This window comes from Streptomyces yaizuensis (assembly GCF_034961445.1).
GTDB classification, from domain to species: Bacteria; Actinomycetota; Actinomycetes; order Streptomycetales; family Streptomycetaceae; genus Streptomyces; species Streptomyces yaizuensis.
In genome coordinates, this window is record NZ_BSBI01000014.1 from 43,975 (window position 1) to 68,536 (window position 24,562).

General features: G+C 71.8%; 21 protein-coding genes and 1 tRNA gene. 17 read left to right on the forward strand and 5 right to left on the reverse strand.

The window, feature by feature from the left end; all coding sequences use genetic code 11:
• The first annotated feature begins 91 nt into the window (after positions 1-91).
• The 9 genes from SYYSPA8_RS28865 to SYYSPA8_RS28905 all read left to right on the forward strand — a co-directional run bounded on the left by SYYSPA8_RS28865 (position 92) and on the right by SYYSPA8_RS28905 (position 8,241).
• Positions 92-1,153, forward strand: coding sequence for an SCO3242 family prenyltransferase (locus SYYSPA8_RS28865; RefSeq protein ID WP_323450313.1), 1,062 nt, complete (start codon positions 92-94; stop codon positions 1,151-1,153).
• Entirely contained in the window at positions 1,150-2,034 is an 885-nt protein-coding gene (locus SYYSPA8_RS28870) for a sugar phosphate isomerase/epimerase family protein (protein WP_323450314.1), read from the forward strand. Before SYYSPA8_RS28865 ends, SYYSPA8_RS28870 begins: the two co-directional genes overlap by 4 nt.
• Positions 2,031-2,654, forward strand: a complete 624-nt coding sequence (locus SYYSPA8_RS28875) for an EboA domain-containing protein (protein WP_323450315.1) — start codon at positions 2,031-2,033, stop codon at positions 2,652-2,654. Before SYYSPA8_RS28870 ends, SYYSPA8_RS28875 begins: the two co-directional genes overlap by 4 nt.
• 9 nt (positions 2,655-2,663) lie before the next feature.
• Entirely contained in the window at positions 2,664-3,521 is an 858-nt protein-coding gene (locus tag SYYSPA8_RS28880) for a TatD family hydrolase (protein WP_323450316.1), read from the forward strand.
• Positions 3,522-3,531: 10 nt separating this feature from the next.
• Positions 3,532-4,701 carry a metabolite traffic protein EboE gene (gene eboE, locus SYYSPA8_RS28885; RefSeq protein WP_323450317.1) on the forward strand — a complete coding sequence of 390 codons (1,170 nt, stop codon included), beginning with the start codon at positions 3,532-3,534 and terminating at the stop codon, positions 4,699-4,701.
• Entirely contained in the window at positions 4,698-6,152 is a 1,455-nt protein-coding gene (locus tag SYYSPA8_RS28890) for an alkaline phosphatase family protein (RefSeq protein ID WP_323450318.1), read from the forward strand. Before eboE ends, SYYSPA8_RS28890 begins: the two co-directional genes overlap by 4 nt.
• A 34-nt stretch (positions 6,153-6,186) precedes the next feature.
• Positions 6,187-7,248: a sugar phosphate isomerase/epimerase family protein gene (locus SYYSPA8_RS28895; RefSeq protein ID WP_323450319.1), complete on the forward strand. Its 1,062-nt coding sequence runs from the start codon at positions 6,187-6,189 to the stop codon at positions 7,246-7,248.
• A gap of 322 nt (positions 7,249-7,570) precedes the next feature.
• A tRNA-Leu gene (locus SYYSPA8_RS28900) sits at positions 7,571-7,658 on the forward strand.
• Positions 7,659-7,671: 13 nt separating this feature from the next.
• Positions 7,672-8,241, forward strand: a complete 570-nt coding sequence (locus SYYSPA8_RS28905; RefSeq protein ID WP_323450320.1) for a recombinase family protein — start codon at positions 7,672-7,674, stop codon at positions 8,239-8,241.
• Between the two features lie 91 nt (positions 8,242-8,332).
• Here the strand turns inward: SYYSPA8_RS28905 and SYYSPA8_RS28910 are convergent, their stop codons facing one another.
• Positions 8,333-9,544 carry a helix-turn-helix transcriptional regulator gene (locus SYYSPA8_RS28910; protein WP_323450321.1) on the reverse strand — a complete coding sequence of 404 codons (1,212 nt, stop codon included), beginning with the start codon at positions 9,542-9,544 and terminating at the stop codon, positions 8,333-8,335.
• 345 nt (positions 9,545-9,889) lie between these two features.
• Between SYYSPA8_RS28910 and SYYSPA8_RS28915 the strand changes: the two genes are divergently transcribed.
• The 3 genes from SYYSPA8_RS28915 (at position 9,890) to SYYSPA8_RS28925 (ending at position 11,395) form a co-directional block, all read left to right on the forward strand.
• Positions 9,890-10,063: a hypothetical protein gene (locus tag SYYSPA8_RS28915; RefSeq protein ID WP_323450322.1), complete on the forward strand. Its 174-nt coding sequence runs from the start codon at positions 9,890-9,892 to the stop codon at positions 10,061-10,063.
• A gap of 97 nt (positions 10,064-10,160) precedes the next feature.
• A complete protein-coding gene (locus SYYSPA8_RS28920) occupies positions 10,161-11,027 on the forward strand; it encodes a radical SAM protein (protein ID WP_323450323.1) in 867 nt (288 codons plus the stop codon).
• 26 nt (positions 11,028-11,053) lie between these two features.
• On the forward strand, positions 11,054-11,395 hold the full coding sequence (locus tag SYYSPA8_RS28925; RefSeq protein ID WP_250920660.1) for a hypothetical protein: 342 nt from the start codon (positions 11,054-11,056) through the stop codon (positions 11,393-11,395).
• A 295-nt stretch (positions 11,396-11,690) separates the two neighbouring features.
• Here SYYSPA8_RS28925 and SYYSPA8_RS28930 read toward each other — a convergent pair whose 3' ends face one another.
• The 4 genes from SYYSPA8_RS28930 to SYYSPA8_RS28945 form a co-directional block, all read right to left on the reverse strand.
• The gene (locus SYYSPA8_RS28930; RefSeq protein WP_323450324.1) at positions 11,691-13,379 is read right to left on the reverse strand and encodes an alpha/beta fold hydrolase; all 1,689 of its coding nucleotides are present in this window, start codon (positions 13,377-13,379) and stop codon (positions 11,691-11,693) included.
• 168 nt (positions 13,380-13,547) lie between these two features.
• Positions 13,548-15,161, reverse strand: a complete 1,614-nt coding sequence (locus tag SYYSPA8_RS28935; protein ID WP_323450325.1) for a hypothetical protein — start codon at positions 15,159-15,161, stop codon at positions 13,548-13,550.
• A 134-nt stretch (positions 15,162-15,295) separates the two neighbouring features.
• A complete protein-coding gene (locus SYYSPA8_RS28940) occupies positions 15,296-16,864 on the reverse strand; it encodes a serine protease (RefSeq protein WP_323450326.1) in 1,569 nt (522 codons plus the stop codon).
• A 674-nt stretch (positions 16,865-17,538) separates the two neighbouring features.
• The gene (locus tag SYYSPA8_RS28945; protein WP_323450327.1) at positions 17,539-19,530 is read right to left on the reverse strand and encodes an APC family permease; all 1,992 of its coding nucleotides are present in this window, start codon (positions 19,528-19,530) and stop codon (positions 17,539-17,541) included.
• Between the two features lie 314 nt (positions 19,531-19,844).
• Between SYYSPA8_RS28945 and SYYSPA8_RS28950 the strand changes: the two genes are divergently transcribed.
• From SYYSPA8_RS28950 to SYYSPA8_RS28970, 5 genes are read left to right on the forward strand one after another with little or no spacing between them, the layout of a single operon-like run.
• Positions 19,845-20,003 (forward strand): hypothetical protein, encoded by a 159-nt coding sequence (locus tag SYYSPA8_RS28950; protein WP_323450328.1) that lies wholly within the window; start codon positions 19,845-19,847, stop codon positions 20,001-20,003.
• Positions 20,000-20,089 carry a K(+)-transporting ATPase subunit F gene (gene kdpF / locus SYYSPA8_RS28955; RefSeq protein WP_078075662.1) on the forward strand — a complete coding sequence of 30 codons (90 nt, stop codon included), beginning with the start codon at positions 20,000-20,002 and terminating at the stop codon, positions 20,087-20,089. The genes SYYSPA8_RS28950 and kdpF overlap by 4 nt, the downstream gene beginning before the upstream one ends.
• 5 nt (positions 20,090-20,094) lie before the next feature.
• Entirely contained in the window at positions 20,095-21,759 is a 1,665-nt protein-coding gene (gene kdpA, locus SYYSPA8_RS28960; RefSeq protein WP_323450329.1) for a potassium-transporting ATPase subunit KdpA, read from the forward strand.
• Complete coding sequence (gene kdpB, locus SYYSPA8_RS28965) at positions 21,756-23,861, forward strand: potassium-transporting ATPase subunit KdpB (RefSeq protein WP_323450330.1); 2,106 nt, start codon at positions 21,756-21,758, stop codon at positions 23,859-23,861. Before kdpA ends, kdpB begins: the two co-directional genes overlap by 4 nt.
• A gap of 5 nt (positions 23,862-23,866) precedes the next feature.
• Positions 23,867-24,538, forward strand: a complete 672-nt coding sequence (locus SYYSPA8_RS28970) for a potassium-transporting ATPase subunit C (protein ID WP_323450331.1) — start codon at positions 23,867-23,869, stop codon at positions 24,536-24,538.
• Positions 24,539-24,562: the final 24 nt, after the last annotated feature.

Genomic DNA, 24,562 nt, shown 5'->3' on the forward strand with positions numbered 1-24,562 from the left:
GGCGGCGGGCAGGCCGGAACCACCCGGCCCGGCCCGCCCGGCCCCCCGCCGCCGTCCCCACACACCCCACCCCACGGCCCGCGGAGGCCCGATGACCACCCTTCTCGGACGGATCAGCCGACCCGCCCCGGCACCCCGCCGACAGCGCGCCACCCGGCTCCACCGCCTCCTGAACCCCCCACCCCCTCAGGACCCCCGGCCCCCGCGCACCACCCCACCCGACCGCCGGGCCACCGCACGCGCCTGGGCCGAACTCCTCCGCATCTCCGCCCTGCCCACCGTCCCCGGCGACACCCTCACCGGCGCCGCCGCCCTCGCCCTCCGCCCCAACCGCCGCACCGCCCTCGCCCTCGGCACCTCCCTGTGCCTCTACACCGCCGGCATGGCCCTCAACGACTGGGCCGACCGCGCCGAGGACGCCCGGGAACGCCCCACCCGCCCCATCCCCTCGGGCCGCATCACCCCGACGGCAGCCCTCACCGCCGCCGTCGCCCTCACCGCCACCGGCCTCGCCCTCGCCACCCGCGCGGGCCGCCCCGCCCTCACCACCGCCACCGCCCTCGCCGCCACCGTCTGGGCCTACGACCTCCGCCTCAAACACACCCCCGCCGGCCCCACCGCCATGGCCGCCGCCCGCGCACTCGACCTCCTCCTCGGCGCCGCCGCCACCCTCCCCCCGACACCCCCCGCCGGCCCGCGCCCCCAAAACCACACCCGGACCCCCCGGCTCCGCACCGCGCTGCCCTCCGCGCTCGCCCTCGCCGCCCACACCCACGGCGTCACCACCGTCTCCCGGCACGAAACCCACGGCGGATCCACCCGCGCCCCCCTCGCCGCCCTCGCCACCACCCTCGCGATCGCCGCCCACACCACCCGCACACCCCCCACCACCGACACCCCCGGCCGCCTCCTCCGCGCCGCCCTCACCACCGGCTACCTCCACACCGCCGCCACCCCCCTCCTGCACGCCGCCCTCAACCCCTCACCACCCCTCACCCGCCGCGCCGTCGGCAACGGCATCCGCGCCCTCGTCCCCCTCCAGGCCGCCCTCGCCACCCGAGGCGCCACCCCCACCGGCACCGCCACCGCCCTCGCGCTCCTCGGACTCGCCCCCGCCGCCCGCGCCCTCGCCCGCACCGTGAGCCCCACATGAGCACCACCCCCAGCCCGACGCCGCCCCGCACCCTCCGCCTCGGCTACGGCACCAACGGCCTCACCGACCTCCGCCTCGACGACGCCCTCACCCTCCTCGCCGACCTCGGCTACGACGGCGTCGGCCTCACCCTCGACCACATGCACCTCGACCCCCTCGCCCCCGACCTCCCCACCCGCGTCCGCCACACCGCCCGCACCCTGGACCGCCTGGGACTCGCCGTCACCGTCGAAACCGGCGCCCGCTACATCCTCGACCCCCGCCACAAACACGGCCCCTCACTCCTCGACCCCGACCCCCGGGCCCGCGCCACCCGCACCGCCCTCCTCACCACCGCCGTCCGCATCGCCACCGACCTCGGCGCCCACGCCGTCCACTGCTTCAGCGGCACCACCCCCCACGGCACCCACCCCGACACCGCCTGGCAACGCCTCGCCGACGCCCTCACCCCCGCACTCCACACCGCCCAGGACGCCGGCATCCCCCTCGCCGTCGAACCCGAACCCGGCCACCTCCTCGCCACCCTCGCCGACTTCCACCACCTGCGCACCACCCTCGGCAACCCCGAAGCACTCGGCCTCACCCTCGACATCGGCCACTGCCAATGCCTGGAGGACACGTCACCCGCCGACTGCGTCCGCGCCGCCGCCCCCTGGATCCGCCACATCCAGATCGAGGACATGCGCCGAGGCGTCCACGAACACCTCCCCTTCGGCGACGGCGACATCGACTTCCCGCCCGTCCTCGCCGTCCTCGCCGCCCTCACCGACACCGGCTACCACGGCCTCACCGTCGTCGAACTGCCCCGCCACTCCCACGCGGGCCCCGAACTCGCCCGCACCTCACTCCACTTCCTCCGCGCCCACGGAGCACCGGCATGACCCCCGACCCCCACCACCCCCATCACCTCCGCACCCGACTCCACCCCACCGCCCGCACCTGGCTCGACCAGGCCCTCACCGAAGCCACCGACCCCCACCCCACCCCCCACGGCACCACCCCCTGGGAACTCCGCTTCGCCACCGCCGGCCGCCACTGCGGACACCAGCACGCCGACACCGCCCGCACCCTGCTGCTCACCCGCGCCCGCCCCGACGCCGACACCCTCACCCGCCTCTACCACCACGGCACCGCCGACGAACGCCGCGCCGTCCTCCTCGCCCTCCCGCACCTCGACCACCTCACCCCGCCCGACGCCGCCGTCCCCCTCGTCGACGACGCCCTCCGCAGCAACGACACCCGCCTCATCGCCGCAGCGGTCGGCCCCTACGCGGCCCGCCACCTCGACGCCCACACCTGGCGGCACGCCGTCCTCAAATGCCTCTTCACCGGCGTCCCCGTCGACGCCGTCGCCTCACTCGCCCACCGCGCCCGCGGCGATGGCGAACTCCACCGCATGCTCACCGACTACGCCGCCGAACGAACCGCCGCCGGCCGCCCCCCACCCCCCGGCCTCCACCGCGTACTGACCCTGACAGACACACCGCCCACGGAGTCCTGAGGAGTACGGATGCGCATCTTCGACCCCCACATCCACATGACCTCCCGCACCACCGACGACTACCGGGCCATGCACACCGCCGGAGTCCGCGCCCTCGTCGAACCCTCCTTCTGGCTCGGCCAGCCCCGCACCTCACCCGCCAGCTTCCACGACTACTTCGACTCCCTCCTCGGCTGGGAACCCTTCCGCGCCGCCCAGTACGGCATCGCCCACCACTGCGCCCTCGCCCTCAACCCCAAGGAGGCCAACGACCCCCGCTGCATCCCCCTCCTCGACGACCTGCCCCGCTACCTCGTCAAGGACAACGTCGTCGCCGTCGGCGAAATCGGCTACGACTCCATGACCCCCGCCGAGGACACCGCACTCGCCACCCAACTCCAACTCGCCGCCGACCACGGCCTCCCCGCCCTCATCCACACCCCCCACCGTGACAAACGCGCCGGACTCCGCCGCACCCTCGACGTCCTCGGCGAATCCGCGCTCCCCCCGGAACGCGTCCTCCTCGACCACCTCAACGAAACCACCATCGCAGACGCCACTGACAGTGGCTGCTGGCTCGGCTTCTCCATCTACCCCGACACCAAGATGGACGAGCACCGCATGGTCACCCTCCTCCGTAGCCACGGCACCGACCGGATCCTCGTCAACTCCGCCGCCGACTGGGGACAGAGCGACCCCCTCAAGACCCGCGCCGTCGGCGACGCCATGCTCGCCGCCGGATTCACCGACGACGACGTCGACCAGGTCCTCTGGCGAAACCCCGCCACCTTCTACGGACTCAGCGGACGGCTCCGCCTCGAACCCCCTGCCCCCGACACCCCCGTCGACCACCGCACCGGCAACTCAACTCTCCGCGGCGGGGAATGAGGGACCACGGATGCGCTTCCGGCACCCCGACGGCACCACCGTCCACCTCGCCTACTGCACCAACGTCCACCCCGCCGAAAACCTCCCCGGGGTCCTCGCCCAACTCCGCGACCACTGCGAACCCGTCCGCAAACGCCTCGGCCGCGATCGCCTCGGCATCGGCCTCTGGCTCGCCCACGACGCCGCCCGCGCCCTCACCACCGACCCCGCAGCCCTCCGCGGCCTTCGCCGCGCACTCGACCACCACGGCCTCGAAGTCGTCACCCTCAACGGCTTCCCCTACCAGGGCTTCGGCTCCGCCCAGGTCAAACACCGCGTCTACCGGCCCGACTGGACCCATCCCGAACGCCTCGCCCACACCACCGACCTCGCCCGCCTCCTCGCCGCCCTCCTCCCCGCCGACATCACCGACGGCACCATCTCCACCCTCCCCCTCGGCTGGCGCACCCACTGGAACCCCACCGCCGACACCACCGCCCGCGCCGCCCTCACCACCCTCGCCGGCCGCCTCGACGCCCTCCACCAGCTCACCGGCCGAAACATCCGGATCGCCCTCGAACCCGAACCAGGCTGCGCCGTCGAAACCACCACCGACGCCATCGCCCCCCTCACCGCCATCGGCTCCGACCACATCGGCATCTGCGTCGACACCTGCCACCTCGCCACCGCCTTCGAGGACCCCGCCCCCGCCATCGCCGCCCTCACCCACGCGGGCGTACCCATCCCCAAGGCACAGCTGTCCGCCGCGCTCCACGCCGAAGAACCCCACCTCCCCGAAGTCCGCGCCGCCCTCGCCGCCTTCGCCGAACCCCGCTTCCTCCACCAGACCCGCACCCGCACCGCCACCGGCCTCCACGGCACCGACGACCTCCCCGAAGCCCTCACCGGAGCGACCCTCCCCGACACAGCCCCCTGGCGCTCCCACTTCCACATCCCCCTCCACACCCCGCCCGCCCCACCCCTCACCACCACCCTCCCCGTCCTGAAGGAAGCCCTGACCGCCCTCGTCGGCGGCCCCCACCCCCTCACCCACCACCTCGAAGTCGAGACCTACACCTGGCAGGCCCTCCCACCCGCCCTGCGCCCCCGCAACCGCGCCCAACTCGCGGAAGGCATCGCCGCCGAACTGGCCCTGGCCCGCGACCTGCTGACGGACCTCGGGCTGAAGGAGCTGCCGTGACGGACGCCGCCGCCCCGCAGACCCCCCTCCCCCCGGGGGCCCCCTCCCCCCTCCCCTCCCCACCCTCCCCAGCCCCCCGCCCCACCCCGCTCCTCGTCCTCGACGTCGTCGGCCTCACCCCCCGGCTCCTCGCCCACATGCCCCGCCTCCGGGCCCTCGCCGCCGCCGGCTCGCAGGCCGCCCTCGGTACCGTCCTGCCCGCCGTGACCTGCGCGGCGCAGTCCACCTTCCTCACCGGGACGCTCCCCGCCGAACACGGCATCGTCGGCAACGGCTGGTACTTCCGGGACCTCGGCGAGGTCCTGCTGTGGCGGCAGCACAACGGCCTGGTCTCCGGCGACAAGCTGTGGGACGCGGCCCGCCGCGCCCACCCCGGCTACACCGTGGCGAACATCTGCTGGTGGTACGCCATGGGTGCGGACACCGACATCACCGTCACTCCCCGCCCCGTGTACTACGCGGACGGACGCAAGGAACCCGACTGCTACACCAGGCCGCCCGGCCTCCACGACGACCTCACCCGCCGCTTCGGCACGTTCCCCCTGTTCCACTTCTGGGGGCCGGGCGCGGACCTCGTCTCGTCCCGGTGGATCGTGGACGCCACCCGCCACATCATGACCACGCACGACCCCGATCTGACCCTGTGCTACCTCCCTCACCTGGACTACGACCTCCAGCGCCACGGCCCCGACGGCCCGCACGCCCGCCGCGCCGCGGCCGCGCTGGACGCGGCCCTCGCCCCCCTCCTCGACGACGCCGACCGGCAGGGCCGCACCGTCGTCGCGCTCTCCGAGTACGGCATCACCCCGGTGAGCCGCCCCGTCGACATCAACCGTGCTCTGCGCAGCGCGGGACTGCTGGAGGTGCACACCCAGGACGGCATGGAGTACCTGGACCCGATGGCGTCCCGGGTGTTCGCCGTCGCCGACCACCAGATCGCCCATGTGTACGCGCGGGGCCCCGACGATCTGGCGGCCGCCCACCGGGTCCTGGCCGGCCTGCCCGGCGTGGAACGGCTCCTCGACGACGAGGGAAAGAAGGCCGAGGGCCTGGACCACCCCCGCTCCGGTGACCTGGTCGCCGTCGCCGAACCCGACGCCTGGTTCACCTACTACTACTGGCTCGACGACATCCGCGCCCCCGACTTCGCCCGGCTCGTCGAGATCCACCGGAAACCCGGATACGACCCCGTCGAGCTGTTCCTCGACCCCGACGACCCCTATGTGCGGCTCAGGGTGGCGGCCGCGCTCGCCCGCAAGAAGCTGGGTCTGCGCTACCGCATGGCGGTGGTCCCCCTGGACCCGTCACCTATCCGTGGCAGCCATGGCCGCCTCCCCGCGAACGAGGACGAAGGTCCGCTCATTCTGTGCTCCACCCCCCATGCCGTGCACGGCCGCGTCGCGGCCACCGATGTGAAGACCCTGCTGCTTCGGCTCGCCGGTCTCCACTGAACCACGGATCACCGACATCGAGGAGTTATCCACAATGAGGCTCATCGGCAGGGACAGGGATCCCGGACTTGTCCACAGGTTCAGCCGTCGCGGCATGCTCGGCGTCGCGGCGGGCGGTGCGGCCGCCGCGCTGCTGGGCGCGGCCACCACACCCGCCCACCCCGCGCCCGCAGGGCCCGCCGCCCATCCCGTGCCCGGCCCGGTCCGGGGGAGAGGCCGCCCCGTTCTCCCGCCCGGCCGCCTCGGCATCCAGCTCTACTCCCTCCGGGACAAGGTCACCACCCTCGGCTTCGCCCCCGTCTTCGCGGAGCTGGCACGCCACGGCTACGACGAGATCGAGTTCGCCGGCTACACCCAGGGCGCCGCAGGACCGATCACCCTGCGGGGACTGCGCCGTCTCGCCCGCGACCACGGCCTCCGGCCCATAGGCAGCCACGTCGGCTACTGGTCCACCGACCCCCATGCCTACACCTTCGCCCAGAACCTGGACCGGGTCCTCGACGACGCCCAGACGCTCGGCCTCCGCCACATCGGCACGGCGTCGCCGCCCTTCCGATACGGATCCACGGTCGACGCGTGGAAGCGGGCTGCCGAGGACTTCAACACCTACGGCGAGGCCGCCCGCCGCCGCGGCATGCGTTTCTACCAGCACAACCACGCCGAGGAATTCTCCTTCGCCACCGACCGGCCCGATGTCCGCCTCTACGACGTCCTCCTCGCCGAAACCGATCCCGACCTGGTCTTCCTGGAGATGGACATCTTCTGGGCGTACGTCGGACAGCACCGCTTCGGCACCCGCCCCGACGGCACCCCCGCCCCCTTCGATCCCCTGCGCTATGTCCTCGACCAGCCGGACCGCTATCCGCTCTTCCATGTGAAGGACGGCACCCGGGACGCGTCCGCCCGCGACGGCTACCGTATGCGGGACGTCGGCGACGGCGACATCGACTTCCGCACCTTCCTGGCAGCAGTGGGCGGCACCCCCGGCGGCCGCCGCGACCACCACTGGCAGGCGGAGCACGACAACCCGGTCGACTCCTTCGCGTTCGCCCGCAAGGCTGGCGCCCACCTCCACGGGCTCCGCGAGGACTGCTGACCGGGCTCCTGCCCCTGAGGGCCGCCCCCCAGGGGCAGGAGCCAGTGCCCGTCGTCACCTGGGGCGCCGACCGGCGTCATGAGTAGTCGACCAAGCGCTCTGTGTGAGAATTCCCCGATTGTGTGGCCCCCGCGCGTCAGTCCTGGCCCGTCGCGGCTCCCTGGGGCCCGCCGCTGCGGCGAGGTCAGGGCGCGGTGGGTGCGTCCTGACCTCACCCGGCGACCCTGCCCCCCCCGCTGACCACGGGATATGTGGGTGAGGGGCACTCCGATCCCCTGGTATTGTTGTCCATGTCGCCGAGGGAAACCGAAGCGGTCACCTGGTCCGGGTGGCGGAATGGCAGACGCGCTAGCTTGAGGTGCTAGTGCCCTTTATCGGGCGTGGGGGTTCAAGTCCCCCCTCGGACACCAGTAAGAACCCCAGTTGACCTGGGGTTTTTCTGCTTTCTCCGGCTGTGGCGTGATCGACCACGCGACCAACAGCCGAGCGAATCTCCTGGTCGGATCAGGGACGACAGGTCGATACGCGCCATATCAGCCGGTCATCCTGACCGTGGTGAAGATGAAGCGCCTCGCTTGCAACGCTGCGGAACTCATGACTCTGCCGTCCATGCTTCAGAAAGACGGCGTCCAACTGGAACTCCTCTCCGGCCCTCACCGGGGTGTACGCCCCGAACGGGGCGGGGTGATCGTGTTCGCCGTCCTGGCCGTGGCCACCGAGGTGGAGCGGGAGGGCATCCGGCAGAAGATGTTGGAAGTGCTCGACACCGCCGCCCGCAAGGGCAGCGTGGGCGGACGCCTGCTGATGGACGACGACAAGCTAGCCGTGGCCCGCGCCAGGTGCGGCCGGGGGGGAGAGAGCGCCACGGCCATTGCCAGGGCCCTCGGAGTCCACCGGGCCTCTCCTGCCGGCACCTTGCCGATAGCGCCTGAGACAGGCGCGCAAGCTTTCCCCCAGCTAAATCATGTGCTTGACGTACCTGGCATGCGATGACGTACACGACCAACGTGGCGGGCTCACCGTCCGCATGATGACTCCGGGGTCTCACGCCGGGGAGTCCAGCGAACGAGTCGCGGCCCCCTGCTCACGCCACGCTGTCGAGTACCGCCTGGACTTCGGGCACGTGTGCGTACTCGGCAAGCCGGGCCAGCACGACCCGGCCCCGTTCCGCTGTCCGCTCGCTGGCCACGTCCGCCGACAGGCTGATGACCCGCTCTGCGGTCGCCGCCGCCTCCTCTGGTTCGTTGGCGTCGGCGTAGGCCACAGCGAGCCGCGACAGGTACAGCGCGAGTTCCCGCGTGTGGGTCGCGTCGTACCGGCTGAGCACATCCCGCAGGAGTGGTACAGCTCGGAGCGGTCGATGCAGTTCGGTGTGGACCCGGGATTCCATGACCTGGAGTTCGCCGGCGTCCACCCAGTACAGCCAGGTCGGGGACTCGGTTCCCGCGCTGTCCTCGGCCAGTGCTTCCCCGGCTTCCCCAAGCGCCCGCATGGCGTGCTGCGCGCACTCAGACCCCCCGGCTTTCGTGTACGCCCAGGCGACCCGGTCGAAGTACAGCGCGCGAGCCTTCGGCGGTGCGTCCGTCCCGGCCTCCGCCAGCGCTGAGCGAGCGAGTACCAGCCCCTCCGCTTCGCGGCCGGTGTTGCTGAGCTGGTAGGCCAGCGAACCGGCGAGGTTCCCGGCCAAGGTGTGGTCCTCACCTTGTTGGGCCGCGCTGAGTCCCAGCCGGTAGATCCGCTCAGCTTCCGTGTGCTGCCCCGCGTCGCTGGCAATCCAGCCGGCGATCTGCGCAAACTCACCGATCAAGCTCAAGAGTTGGCGGCCGGTCTCCTCGGTGTACCGGGCTTCCCGGTAGAGGGTGATGGCGGCGCGCAGGTCCCGCATCGCCCGCCCGATGAGATCCAGTCCGTAGACGACATCATCGGCAAGACGCAGCCCGTGAACCCTCTGGTGCAGGTCGAGTACAACTCCCTCGCCGATGCGACGCCCGCTCTTGGCACTGAGAGGGGCCAGCGGGTCCCCTTCGGGCAGATAGTCGGCCAGCGCCGGCATCGCCGGTTCCGGGGGCGCTGGAGGGCCGGTGAGCACGTCCACGGAAACGCCCAGTACGGCAGCGAGGAACGGAAGCCAGTCGCGCGGAGTGCGCCGACCGGCTTCCCACCTGCTGATCTCCTGGGCGCTGACCGGCTTGCCCTGCACCCCCGCCGCACGGCACAGCTCCCACGCCAAGCGCGCCTGAGTCCATCCGCGCTGTTTCCGCAGACGCCTGATGTTGGCCCCGATCGCGGTCGTCATCGACCCAGTGTGGCCTACACCTTGGCCCATGTGGGGGCCCATGCCGGGCCAATGGATGCCGACCATCCGCAGGCCGACGCTGAACGGTATGAAGCCCAGCACTGAGGCCCGACGATTCCTGTCCCGTCTCTCCGGAGCACGCTGAGTGGCCGGGGTGCTCCTGGTACGGAAAGCCGACCCCGGCCCGGAGGGAGCAGACCTCGTTCCGGGGGATGCCCTGCGGTGGCCGAAGTGCCGGTGTGGATCAGAGCGGTGCCCGGACTACGTGCCGCAGGCGGAGCGGACCGCGAACGGCCTGCGGAGCAGGCTCGTGGAGGTCAACCAGAGAAGCCGCAGGGGCAAGCCGTGATCCGGCCACCAGTCGTCGAGCAGCGACGTACAACCGCGCGGAGTTCCGCCCGGCGGACATGGACGGTCGTCAAACGCTTCCTCGGCTGCGCCGCGTGGCCGACGTTCGCGTTCGGCGCGGTCGCCCTGTGCTTCGCCACCGTGGCGCTCGCCTTGACGGACAACCTCTGACACTCGCTCCTCGCTCAGCGGAAACCACCATTCCCACGTCGTAAGGAGTCTCCCCATGCACGCTGTCCGGAACCCGCTGAAGTTCGCGTGGTGAGAGGTGACGGGACTCTGCAACGAATTCTGTGACCACTGCTACGCCGACTCGTCCCCCAAGGGGACGCACGGCACGATGACCGTGCCGGACTGGAAGAACACGATCGATCAGCTCTCGGCCATCGGAGCACGGGACGTGCAGTTCATCGGCGGGGAACCGACGCTGTACCCCCATCTCCGCGAGCTGATCGAGCACGCGCACGGGACGGGGCTGGCGATCGAGGTGTTCTCGAACCTGACCCACATCCGCGACGAGCTGTGGGAGACCTTCACGGCGTGCAGCGTCAAGCTGGCAACGTCGTACTACTCCGACAGCGCGGAGGACCACGACACGGTGACCAGGCTCAAGGGGTCTCACAGGCGCACCCGTGCGAACGTCGCCAAGGCGGTTGAGCGGGGCATCTCGCTGAGGGGCGGAGTCGTCGCCGTGAACCCGGGCCAGCGCGTCCAGGAGGCCGCGCGGGATCTGGTGGCACTCGGAGTCGAAGAGATCGGCGGCGACCGGACCCGCGCGTTCGGACGGGCCGGCCGAGGAGCCGCACCGACCATCGCCGACCTGTGCGGACACTGTGCCCACGAGAAGTGCGCCATCGGCCCGACCGGTGACGTCTGGCCCTGCGTCCTGGGACGGTTCCTCACCATCGGCAACGTGCGGGAAACGCCGCTCGCCGACATCTGGGGCGGCCCGCAGATGGCCCGGGTGACCGCCGACATCACGGCCGTGCACGGGGAGGGGGCGCAGTCCTGCACGCCCCCGCAGTTCCTCCCGATGTGCGGACCGTGCCAGCCCTGCGTTCCCTCGGTCGGGCACTGCGATCCGAGGGAGGCGGACGCGGGAGCCGAAGCCGCTACGATCGGCGCACCCGCTTGACCCTCCGAGAACCCTGGGGTGCGCAGATGGATGACCACGGAGACGACTTCGGCAGGTGGGGGACGGAAGCCTCCCCCGATGCCGTCCAGCGGAGCGACGAGGAGTGGGCGGTCGTCGCCGGGTACATCCGGCACGCCGCGAACAAGGTCGGTCCCACGCTTCCGCTGTGTCTCCCGGGGGAGCCGCAGGAGTGCGGGCGCACCGCGCAACAACATGTGCTGGCGTGGTCGGCACACCTCAAGGCCGTAGCCCATCACCTGATCGAGCAGTCCGCCCCCAGCGAGGCACGCGCCGCCCACGTGGCCGGGCCGCTGTACCAGCGCCGACTGACCGAGTTGCGTTCCCTGAACGCGCCCCAGCACGTCTAGCGAGATCCACGACGCCCCGTCCGTGCACTGCCCCGTGGCCGTGCGGGTGGGGCGTCCGGCTCGACGGACCGGAACGGTCCCGGCGCGTCCGAGAAGGGCCCGATCGACGGGCGGGGTCGGCTTCACAGAACTCTCGGCACGGATTCCTCCGTGCCGAGAGTTCTTTTGTGTTCGAGATCTTGTTCGGTGTGGGTGTGCCGGCGGCCTTGCGTACGGGATCGTGGACCGCGACCCCGCCCGGACCGGCCCGGAGGCGGTCCACTCCGGTGCCGCGGACGCCGCGGACGCCGAGGGATCAGTCCAGGGTGCCGAGCGGGATGTCGATGTAGGACTCGGTGCCCTGCGGGGAGGTGATCTCGATGGCCGACGGCGCGGTGTTGGCGTCGGCGAAGAACGGGTCGTGGGTGTCGATGATCAGCTGGAGCCGGCGCCCCCGGGCGAGGACGTAGTGGGCGGGCTGGAGGGGGAAGGCCACGGTGGTCGCCTGGCCGGGCTGCTCGTTGGTGAGGGTGCAGGGGGCGTGGGTGATGATGGTGGCCTTGCCGGTGGCCGGGTCGCAGTCCGTCAGATAGGCCACGATCGTGGCGTTCTTCTCCTGCGGCTTCACGGTCACCCGAACCTCCAGGTCGCCCTGGACGCGCATCGCCTGCTCCAGCGGCGCGGTGGCCCAGATCGCGGCGAGGCCGCGGTCGATCTCGGCCGTCCTGTAGACGTGGGGCAGGCCCATGCGCTCGGCCAAGCCGGTCTGGATCAGCTTCGGGGCGACGACGGCCTCGGTGCTCCGGCCGGTGGCCTTCACGGAGCGGGACCAGCCAGGCCGCGGTCCGGTCGGCGTCAGCTGCCCGTCGCGCTCGCCGGCGGCAGCGTCCGCGAGGTGGAACCGCTGCCGGGGCAGGGCGTAGCTCTCCCAGTCGGGGTGGCGGAGGTCGGACAGGAGGTTGTGCATGTACTCCGAGCGCACGCCGAACCGCGGCTCCCGGCCGTCGCCCGCGCTGCCGCCGAGGTGGTGGTCCATCCAGCGGTAGGCCATCTCGGTGGGCTTGGAGAGGAGGCCGGCCAGGCCGGGAAGCTCACCGTTGCCGTGGTCGCCGACCTGGACGAGCAGCGACTTGGGGCCCGTCAGCCGGGTGAACAGATCGACGACGGCGGGCACGGAGAAGATCGTCTCGTGCCAGGCGGTGGTCAGCAGGATCGGCGTGCGGTTGTCGTTGTACGCGGCGAGGTGGTTCCTGGGCGACCGCGCTTCGGCGAACTCCCTGACCTGGTCGTCGATGGTGTTGGCGCGGATCTTCTGGATGACCTCGCGGAACTCCTGCGAGCACCGCTCCTCGTCGAACAGCTCCACGAGCGCCTCGAAGGCCTTGAGGTGGCGGGTGCCGTTCTCGTACAGCGAGGCGAACAGGTCGCCCCAGGCGCTGGTGCCGGCCACGGCCTTGACCCGCGGGTCCCGCGCGGCCGTCAGCAGGCTCGTCCCGGCGCCGTAGGAGGAGCCGAAGAACCCGATCCGTTCCGGGTCGACCGCGTCCTGCCCGACCAGCCAGTTGACGATTTCGGAGGCGTCGGCCACGTCCTGCGGTCCGGCGACGTGGATCTCGCCCTTGGAGGCGGCCAGGCCGCGCTGGCTGTAGGCCAGGACGGCGTAGCCGCCGAGGGCCCAGCGGGGGAACATGCCGAGGTAGGCCCGGTGCCCGATGTTGATCAGCGGGGCGGGCAGGACGACCGCCGGACAGGTCTGTCCGGGCGCGAGGTCGCGCGGGACGCTCAGCGCCGCGTCGAGCACCGTCCCATCCGCCATGGTGATCGAGACCTCCGCGTACGTCGAGGTCAGCGTGTACGTCTCGAAGGTGTCGGCCAGGCCCCACTGGTCCAGGCGGCCGATCCGGCGCGGCGACGGGTCCAGCAGCCCCTCGCGGATCGCCTCCAGCCTGGCGAGGTCGTCGGTGTTGAGCGTGAACGGGTTCCCCGGGGTGCTGTCGACTGACATGGCTGCGCGCGCCTTCCGTGGCCGTGGTGCTGACGAAGCGGTCGGAGAAATGATCTCCCTGTCATGATCATCTTGGGGAGCCGTCCCGTACTGATCACTCGAACGGGTGAACGACGTGGCTTAAACCTCAGGACAGGGGCGAGAAGGGACGCCGTGCCGGAAGCCCGGTCAGGACGGCGACGGTCGGTGGCAGGAGGCGGGGCGGGTGTCCTCGGGCAGGACGCGGAGCTTGTCCAGCGGAGCCTTCAGTGCCTGCCGTTCCTCCGTGTCCCACAGCACCACCGTGCCGCCCGCGTCGCCGATCCTGAGGTACGGGCGGTGCGGCAGCAGTTCCCCGCCGTCGACGGGGATGTCCGCGGGCCTGCCGATCGGGCGGACGCACACCCACTCCGGTTCGATCCCGAAGTACGCCGACGGGGTACGCCCCTGTGCCGCGTCCCTCTTCGCCTCGTCGCCCGCCCGGTCCGCCGCGGCGATGCCCAGGGTGAACACGCCGACGTAGAGGAGGGTCAGGGCGGTGGTGAAGAGCACCAGATTCCCCAGCAGACGGTCCCTCACATACAGGTGCAGATGCTTCATATAGCCCAGCAGCGCCAGGGCGCCGAGCCACAGACTCATACAGGCCATCAGCTTCAGGGTGGCGAGGAAGCGATACGCCTGAGGCACCTCCACGTCGTCCAGCGAGAGGTCGAAGGCATGGAGGTAGAAGGTGTGCAGCCCGATGCCCAGCGGCGGCACCAGGCCCACCGAGACGGGCAGGATGGCCGGCAGCAGCCAGGGTGCGGTGCGGCGCCACGTCCACTGGCGGGCCAGCAGTCGGACGCCGTTGAACACCACCCCCGCGATCACGCCGTAGGCGATGACGCGCGAGCCCCAGCCCGCGCCGGGTTCGGTGCGCACGATGTTCGCACCGGCCAGGGCGATCACGACGGCGGGGACGAGGCTCGCCGCGACGGTCTCCCGGAGCGGTCTGCCGGGCGCCATACGGCGGGCCGCCGCCGCGATGGCCCAGACCGCTCCCAGGCCGACGAGGGCGAACCCCCACCACGCCCCGGGGCCGTCGCCCGACCGGTCGGCGATCCGGGCGCCCACCCACAGGAGGACGACCCCCGCGATCAGCATCCGGGTCACCATCCGGGCCGACTCGCGGCGCCGGCCCAGCTGGGCGGGGGTGCGTGACGGCTCCGTACCCAGGGAGCCGCGGGCGGTGGCCTCCGGTGCGGGCGGCCGGGCACCCGGCAGGGGATGCCGTGCGAGCCGTCGGGCGTCCGGGGCGGAGACGGCACCGACGAGGCGGCCGGTGTCGTGGGTGCCGAGCCGTTCGGCGAGCCACCGGGTCCACCGGTCCGCCCAGCGCCGGAGCCGGGGCGCATCGGCCCCGGGGGCGGTGCCGCCGGGCGGGGACTGGGCGAACCACCGGGGGAGGTCGACCGGGTCCCGGTCCACGCGGTCGACGACCAGGACGGTGAGATCGAGCAACAGGGCGTCCGCCAGGACCTCGACGCGGTCCCGTGCCCCCTTCACCGCGTTGACGCGGCTGCCCGGGAAACGTATGTCCACGGTGTACCTGCGTCTCTCGTCGGCAGATACAACAGACACAACAGATGTAACAGACACGGCAGGCGTGGCAGCGACCGGTTCGGCGGCCACCGGACCGTGGTCCTCCAGCACCGCCCACCCCGCCTCCGCCACCGCGTTCCCGAACAGCTCGTGCTCGCTCCGCGTCCCCCGCAGCTCGATCAGCGCGACCGCCCGCTGGTCGAACCCCGACATCTTCGGCATGACGCCCTCACAACTCCCGGTCCCCGCTCCTCGGTGACACCCGGGGGACATGGTGCCCGGCCCGGTCGCCGCGCGGGCGACCGGGCCGGGCGGCAGCGGTCAGGGCCGGCCGTCCCCGTACGACGGCCGACGGGTCACCGGGTGCGGTAGGCGTCGGCGGTCGTCTGGACGAGCGTGTTCCCCTCGGTGTCCGTCAGCTCCGCCCGCAGGGACACACCGGTGCCGGCACCCGGGCCGGGGACGGTCACGGCGTCGCCCGCGACGGGCAGCCGGGTCCAGGTGGCGCCGCCGTCCGTGGACGCGGAGACCACCAGGGAACGGATCCGTCCGTTCGCGGCGGCACCCTGCACGGTGACGGGAATCCGCAGGTCCGTCCCCGCGGGCGCCGTGCCGTCCGGGCCGAGGCCGGGCGAGAAGCGCACCGCGCTCAGCGGCAGCGCCGCCGGGCCGCCCGTCGTGGCGGACATGAAAGTCCACTCCGAGGTCACACGGGTGGCGGTGCCGGGCGTGCCGCTCAGCCGCGCCGTCCCGGTCAGCCGGTAGGAGGCCCGCCCCGGAGGCACGGTGAAACCGGCCCGCCCCGGGGTGTTCGACTCCGCAGGGACCCGTACGCCGTCGCGGTGCAGCGTGAACACGGGTGCCTCCCCGTCCGCCGACTCCGGCACATGGCCCGCGCCGTCGGCCAGCAGCGGGACATCGACGGAGATCCGGTCGCCCTCGCGGACCGCTCCGGGACGGCCGGTGAGGTCGGGCCCGAAGACCCCGTTGTCGAAGGTCAGTTCCGTGGTCCCGCCCGCGCGCACGGAGATGTCGCCGGCGCTGTAGCGCTTCGTCGTCCGACCGGACGCGTCCCGGGGCGCGTACTCGAACTCCCAGGTGCCGCGCTCCGGCGTCACGACGAAGGTGGACGTGCCGGGCGTGGCCATCGTGTTGCCGTAGCCGACGGCCGGGCCGGGCCGGGGCGTCACGAAGACAGCGGCGTGCCCGGTGCTCCCCGGCCGCGTGGCGCCGCTGACCCGGACGGTGGCCAGGTCCGCCGCCGAGGGATGCCGGGTGAGCCCGGTCAGGGCGCGCGCACCGGTGAAGTGGTAACCGAGGGCGTAGTAGCGGGCGTTGCCTGCGTTCCAGTACGAGTCGTACCACTGCCGCACCGACCCGGGCTCGGCGTCCGGACCCAGATGGGCGACGCGCAACTCCGCGCTCCTGACGCTGACGTTCGGGTGGTACGCGATGCCGTCGTGCGCGATCCGCATCATCATCGCGCCCATGTAGAGGTCGGCGGAGGCGTCGGGGGGCCGTACGTCGACGGGAGCGGTGGTCCGCGCGTCGACGGTGACGGTGGTGTCGCGGTCGAGATCGAGGCGCGGCTGCACGATCCAGTCGACGCGCTGCGCCGACGGGCCGTCGAGCACGGCGCTGTCCAGCGCGTACCGGCCCCGGGGGAGTTCGACGGTGGTGGTGCCGGAGGCGTCGTGGGGGTGGACGGACCTGCCCGCGCGCGGCCCGGTCAGGCCATGGACGTTGGTGGTGTACTCGCCCGTGGCGCGGCCGGCCCCGTCGAGGTGGTGGATCGTGAGGGTGAAGGTCTCGGGCTGCGCGGCGAGGGCCGTGGCGCCCGTTGCGGGGATCGTGCCGCCGACGAGGGCGACCGTGAGGGCCAGCGCCCGCAGGACGCCCCGGCGGGGTACGGATGAAGTGCTCATGTCCTGTACTGCCCTCCCGGAAGCCGGAGTTCCGTGAGTCGTGTCACACCGGAGGGTCCCAGCGCCCCCGGGCGGTGGTCCGCCGGCGACTTCCGTGTGCCGCACAGCCAGGCGGGTGCGGGCCCGGCGGGCGTGCGCCGTCGGCTCCGGTGCGCTCCCCTCGGGTGGGCCATGGGCGGCCCGGCGCGGGAACACTCTCAGCAGCGCACACCGATCAGGCCGCCGCCGTTGTCGGAGGAGGGCCGCCCGGCCCATGGGCGGGCGGGGTCTCCGGCTGCCAGGGTACGGGCGGCGGAGCGGGGCGCGGAGGAACACGCCAGAAGGGAAGCGGACAATGACACCGTGGATTCTGAGGGAGTGCGACCACGCATGGGTGGGCTGGGGCGGTAAGCAGCGGTGCCGCAAGTGCGGTGTCACACAGCAGTGATCCACTGAGCGGTGGGGGCACCCGCCCGGTGCCCCCACCCGGCCCACCGGAAACCATCCGGCCCATCGAAAACAGAGACCACCTGACTCACCGGGACCACCCGGCTCACCGAAACCAGAGACCACCTGGCCCACCGGAAACCACCCGGCCCACCGAAACCAGAGACCACCCGGCCCATCGGAGACCACCCGGCACGCCCAGCACCACGGGACCCCCGGTCGTCCGCCGGGGATCGGAACGGGCGGCGTCAGCCCACATGGATCCGCGGACGGCGCCCCGGATCCGGTTCGGCGCGGCGCAGCACCTCCCGGGTCACCGGGGCGGTCTCGCCCTCCCCGAAGACCAGGAAGCGGAGCAGATTGCTCACCGGGTGTCCCTCGGTCCAGGTGAAGTACGCGTGCGGCAGCACGCCCGTGCGGTCCCGGATGTTCATCAGTACGGCGGCGATGGTGTTGGGCACGGTCGCGCCCTCGACCCGCAGCCTGCGTACCCCGTACCGCTCGTCCCCCCGGACGACCAGATCGGCCGTGAAGTCCGACGAGTCCCGCACGAACACCTCCAGGAAGAGGGTGGACCGGCCGCCGGGCGCGGGGGTCCTCCGGCGGCTGTACTCCTCCATCCGGTGCTCGGCGGTCGTCCTCCCCGAGGGCTCGTGCGCGATGATCCGCAGCCTCCCCGCCGCCACCGCCTCGTCGACGTACCGGGCCGCCTCCGGGTCGAGGACCACGTCCGCCGCCCGGAGTTCGAAGGCCCGGTGCGCCCGTGACGCGAAGGACGTGACGAGGATGGCGACGATGAAGAGCGCCGCGATCTTGATGCCGTCCGGGCGTTCGATCACATTGGCGACCAGGGTGTACGCGAAGACCACGGTGATCGCGCCGAACCCGGCGGCGGCCCGTCCCCGGCCCTGGCGGCGCACCGCGACCGTCGAGGCGAACGCCGCCGACAGCATCAGCACCAGCACCCCGGTCGCGTACGCGCCGCTCTGCTTGTCCACGTTCGCGTCGAAGTAGAGGGTGATCGCCACCGCGACCGCGGTGAACAGCAGCACCAGGGGCCGCACCGCGCGGGTCCACTCCGGCGCCATGCCGTAGCGCGGCAGGAACCTCGGTACGAGATTGAGCAGCCCGGCGAGGGCCGACGCGCCCGCGAACCAGAGGATGCAGATCGTGGACACGTCGTAGAACGTGCCGAACACCTCCCCGAGGTACCGGTGCGCCAGATAGGCGAGGGCGCGTCCGTTCGCGGGGCCGCCGGCCTTGAACTCGTCCTGGGGGATCAGCAGGGTGGTCGCCAGGCTCGACAGCAGCAGGAAACAGCTCATGATCAGCGCGGCGGTGGTCAGCAGCTTGCGGGTGTCGCGGATCCGTCCCTCGGGCCGCTGCTCGGTGTCGGTCGGGTCCCCCTTGATCTGGGGCATCACCGCGACGCCTGTCTCGAAGCCGGACATGCCCAGCGCCAGCTTGGGGAAGACCAGCAGCGCCACCCCGATCATCACCCAGGGTGACGAGTGCCCGGCGATCATCGCGTCCCACCAGTCGGGTACGAGCACCGGGTCGCGGAGCACCTGCCAGGCCGCCGCCGCGAGCACCACCACGTTGAGGGAGAGATAGACGGCGACCAGGGCGACGGCCACCCCGATCGCCTCCCGGAAGCCCTTGAGGAAGACCGCGCCGAGGAGCCCGATGAGGGCGAGGGTGATCCAGACGTTGGTCCCGTGGAGGAAACCGGGGGCGTACGGGTTCTCCACCACATGCGCCGCCGCGTCCGCCGCCGACAGGGTGATGGTGATGATGAAATCGGTCGCGGCGAACCCCAGCAGCACCAGGACGAAGAGCTTCCCGGACCACCAGGGCAGCAGCCGCTCCAGCATGGCGATGGAGCCCTCGCCGTGCGGGGACTCGCGGGCCACCCGGCGGTAGACGGGCAGTGCGCCCAGGAGGGTGAGCGCCAGCAGGACCAGGGTCGCCAGCGGGGAGAGGAGCCCGGCGGCGAGCGCGGCGATCCCGGGCTGGTAGCCGAGGGTGGAGAAGTAGTCGACGCCGGTCAGGCACATCACCCGCCACCAGCGGTGGCCCCGGTGCTCGGGGGGCGGGGTGCCGTGGGGGCCGGGGTGGCGGGCCGCGGTCTCGCTCAGGCCGTCCAGCAGCCAGGTCCGGCAGCGGTCCCCGAGGCCGTCGGCGCCCCCGTTCCCGCCCCCGTTCCCGTCCCTGTCCCCTTCCCCGAGGGCCTTGTCCATCCTCTGCACCTCGAACGCCACCGTTCCCTTCCCGGCGATCGGCCCGGACCCGGCCCGGACCCCGATTCGGGCTCGGCCCGGCCCGGCCCGGACTCCGGTCCCCGGCTGCCCATCGCCTCCGTACATCAGTGGATTTCTCCACCCATGGACCGCTTCGCTGCGGATCCTGTGCCCATGGTGGCCCGTACGCCCACGCCCGGCAGCCCGTCATGGTTCCGTCAAGAGCGTCGGCGGGGCCGTATGGGACGTGTCAACGAAAGCCGCGCACTGGCTGAAAAGGGGTTTCCTCGAACCGTCCTGCTCCGAGCAGGGCCGTGCCCGCCCCGGCGGACACGCATCCGGCGGGTCGAATCCGACGGTCCGAATCCGAATCCACTCAGGAGCTCACGATGGCCGACCTGGCCTTCGTCGTCACCACGGTCGCGGTGTTCGCGCTGGTGGCACTTGTCGCCAAGGGGGTGGCCAAGCTGTGACTGCCGAAAACATCGTCGGTCTCGTCGTGGCCGTCGCCCTGCTGGGCTATCTCGTCCTCGCCCTTCTGTACCCGGAGAGGTTCTAGCCCAGATGAGTCCCGTACTTGCCGGCGTCCTCCAACTGCTGGCCCTGATGGCGGCACTCGCCCTGGTCCACCGCCCGCTGGGCGACTACATGGCCCGGGTCTACTCCTCGGACAAGCACCTCCGGGTGGAGAAGTGGATCTACAAGGCGATCGGTGCCAGCCCCGGCACCGAGATGCGCTGGCCCGCCTATCTCCGGGCGGTCCTCGCCTTCTCCGCCGTCGGCGTCCTCTTCCTCTACGGTCTCCAGCGGCTCCAGGGCTCGCTCCCCGGATCGCTCGGATTCCAGTCGATCGACCCCGACCAGGCCTTCAACACCGCCGCGTCCTTCGTCGCCAACACCAACTGGCAGTCGTACTACGGCGAGCAGGCCATGGGCCATGTGGTGCAGACCGGCGGCCTCGCGGTGCAGAACTTCGTGTCGGCGGCCGTCGGTATCGCCGTCGCCGTGGCGCTGGTCCGCGGCTTCGCCCGCTCCCGCACCGGTGAGCTGGGCAACTTCTGGTCCGACCTGGTCCGCGGCACCGTCCGGATCCTGCTGCCGATCGCGGTGGTCGCGGCGGTCCTGCTGGTCGCCTGCGGCGCCATCCAGAACTTCGCCGGCATCCACGAGGTCGGCCAGTTCGCCGGCGGCACCCAGGAGTGGAACGGCGGCGCGGTCGCCTCCCAGGAGGCCATCAAGGAGCTGGGCACCAACGGCGGCGGCTACTTCAACGCCAACTCCGCCCACCCCTTCGAGAACCCCAACGCCCTCTCCAACCTGCTGGAGATCTTCCTCATCCTCGTCATCCCCTTCTCGCTGACCCGCACCTTCGGGCAGATGGTGGGCAATGTCCGCCAGGGGTACGCGATCCTCGGCACGATGGTCCTGATCTGGGTCGGCTTCACCGCCCTGATGATGTGGACCGAGTTCGCCCACCCGGGTGAGGCGTTCCAGGAGGCGGGCGCCGCGATGGAGGGCAAGGAGACCCGCTTCGGCGTCGCCGGCTCGTCGATCTTCGCCGTGGCCACCACCCTGACCTCGACCGGAGCGGTCAACAGCTTCCACTCCTCGTACACCGGCTTCGGCGGCGGCATCACCATGCTCGGGATGCAGCTCGGCGAGATCGCGCCCGGCGGCGTGGGCTCCGGCCTCTACGGCATGCTGATCATGGCGATCATCGCCGTCTTCATCGCCGGTCTGATGGTCGGCCGCACCCCCGAGTACCTGGGCAAGAAGATCGGTACGCGGGAGATCAAGTTCGCCGCCTGCTACATCCTGGTCACCCCCGCGCTCGTCCTCGGCTTCACCGCCGTCGCGCTGGCCCTGCCGACCCCGGGGAACTCGATGACGAACTCGGGCGCCCACGGCTTCTCCGAGATCCTCTACGCCTACACCTCGGGCGCCAACAACAACGGCTCGGCCTTCGCCGGGCTCAACGCCGACACCCAGTGGTTCAACTCCACCATCGGACTCGCGATGCTGCTGGGCCGCTTCCTGCCGATGGTCTTCGTCCTCGCGCTGGCCGGCTCGCTGGCCGAGCAGAAGCCCGTACCGGCCACATCCGGCACCCTGCGCACGGAGAAGCCCCTGTTCACCGGGTTGCTGGTCGGCACGATCCTCATCATCACCGGCCTCACCTACTTCCCGGCGCTGGCGCTGGGACCGCTCGCCGAAGGGCTCGCTTCATGAGCACGATCACTCCCACCCGGGCGCCGCACCCCGAAGCGCCGGCCGGGTCCGCGCCCGACGGGGGGCGGGTCGGCGGCGGTCTGTTCGACCCCGCCCAGATGCTGAAGTCCTTCCCCGAAGCCCTGCGCAAGCTGGACCCCCGGGTGATGGTCAAGTCCCCGGTGATGTTCGTCGTGCTGATCGGCTCGGTCGTCACCACCGTGCTCGCCGTCGCCGACCCGACCGACTGGTTCGGCTGGGCCATCACCGGCTGGCTCTGGCTCACCACGATCTTCGCCAACCTGGCCGAGGCCGTCGCCGAGGGCCGGGGCAAGGCCCAGGCCGACACCCTGCGCAAGGCCAAGACCGACACCGTGGCCCGCCGGCTCGAAGGCACCACCGAGGTGCTGGTGCCCGGCACCGGCCTCACCATCGGCGACCTCGTCGTCTGCGAGGCCGGGGACATCATCCCCGGTGACGGCGATGTCGTCGAAGGCGTCGCCTCCGTCGACGAGTCCGCCATCACCGGCGAGTCCGCCCCCGTCATCCGGGAGTCCGGCGGCGACCGCAGCGCCGTCACCGGCGGGACGAAGGTGCTCTCCGACCGGATCGTCGTCAAGATCACCACCAAGCCCGGCGAGACCTTCATCGACCGCATGATCAACCTGGTCGAGGGCGCCGCCCGGCAGAAGACGCCCAACGAGATCGCGCTCAACATCCTGCTCGCCTCGCTGACGATCGTCTTCCTGCTGGCCGTGGTCACCCTCAAGCCGTTCGCCGTCTACGCGGGCGCCGACGACGAGACCTCGATGATCGTGCTGACCGCCCTGCTGGTCTGCCTGATCCCCACCACCATCGGCGCGCTGCTCTCCGCCATCGGCATCGCCGGCATGGACCGGCTGGTGCAGCGGAACGTCCTCGCCATGTCCGGGCGGGCCGTCGAGGCGGCGGGCGACGTCTCCACCCTGCTGCTCGACAAGACCGGCACCATCACCCACGGCAACCGGCAGGCCGCCGAGTTCGTGCCCGTCCCGGGCGTCACCGTCGCCGAGCTGGCGGAGGCCGCCCAGCTCTCCTCCCTCGCCGACGAGACCCCCGAGGGCCGCTCCGTCGTCGTCCTCGCCCAGGAGAAGTACGGCCGCCCCGAGCACCACCGGGGCGACCTGGCCGACGCCGACTGGATCGACTTCACCGCCCAGACCCGGATGTCCGGCGTCGACAGCGGCGGCCGCAGGATCCGCAAGGGCGCCACCGGCTCCGTCGTCGCCTGGGTCCGGGAAGCGGGCGGCACGATCCCCGACGACGCCGACACCCTCACCGACCGCATAGCCGGGGCGGGCGGCACACCGCTGCTCGTCGCCGTCGAGGACCGCGAAGGGGCCCGCGTCCTGGGCGTCGTCCACCTCAAGGACGTCGTCAAGGACGGCATGCGCGAACGGTTCGAGGAACTGCGCCGCATGGGCATCCGTACCGTCATGATCACCGGCGACAACCCGCTGACCGCCAAGGCCATCGCCGAGGAGGCGGGGGTGGACGACTTCCTCGCGGAGGCCACCCCCGAGGACAAGATGGCCCTCATCAAGCGGGAGCAGGCGGGCGGCAAGCTGGTCGCCATGACCGGGGACGGCACCAACGACGCCCCGGCGCTGGCCCAGGCGGACGTCGGGGTGGCGATGAACACCGGGACCTCGGCCGCCAAGGAGGCCGGGAACATGGTGGACCTCGACTCCGACCCCACCAAGCTGATCGAGATCGTGGAGATCGGCAAGCAGCTCCTGATCACCCGGGGCGCCCTGACCACCTTCTCCATCGCCAACGACGTGGCGAAGTACTTCGCCATCATCCCGGCGCTGTTCGCGGCCGCCTACCCCGGCCTCGACAAGCTCAACATCATGCGGCTGGAGTCACCGGACTCCGCGATCCTCTCGGCCGTCATCTTCAACGCGCTGATCATCGTGGCCCTGGTCCCGCTCGCCCTCAAGGGCGTGCGCTACCGGCCCACCAGCGCGGACCGGATGCTCCGGCGCAACCTGGGGATCTACGGTCTCGGCGGGCTGATCGCCCCCTTCATCGGCATCAAGATCATCGACCTGCTCATCTCCCTCATCCCTGGCATCGGGTGACGACCATGAACACCTCTGTACGCAACACGGGCCGGCTGCTCACGGCCGCCCTGCGGGCCCTCCTCGTCCTGACCGTGGTCTGCGGCGTCCTCTACCCGCTCGCGGTGACCGGCGTCGCCCAGACGCTCTTCCCCGCGAAGGCCGACGGATCGGAGATCAAGGACAACGGCAAGGTCGTCGGCTCCTCCCTCATCGGCCAGAGCTACCTGCTGCCGCCGAAGAACCCGGACGACCCCGAGGAGGCCCCCCGGCCCGACCTCCGCTGGTTCCAGCCCCGGCCCTCGAACGGCCTCGGCACCAACAGCGTCAACACCCAGTACTCCCTCATCCTCTCCGGCGCCACCAACCGCTCCGGGGACAACGAGGAACTGATCCAGTGGGTGAAGGACGCCAAGGCGGCCGTCGTCCGCGACAACTCCACCGCCGGCCACCGGGTCGACCCCGGGGACGTCCCGGCCGACGCCGTCACCTCCTCCGGCTCCGGTCTGGACCCGCACATCTCGCCCGAGTACGCCCGGCTCCAGATCCACCGGGTCGCCGCGCGGAACGACATCCCCGTGGACCGGGTGCGCGCCCTCGTCGACGAGCACACCAGCGAACGGATCCTCGGCTTCATCGGGGAACCCCGGGTCAACGTCCTCGAACTCAATGTCGCGCTCAGGGAACTGACCCGCTGACCCGCTCCTGAGCCGGGCGGCAAA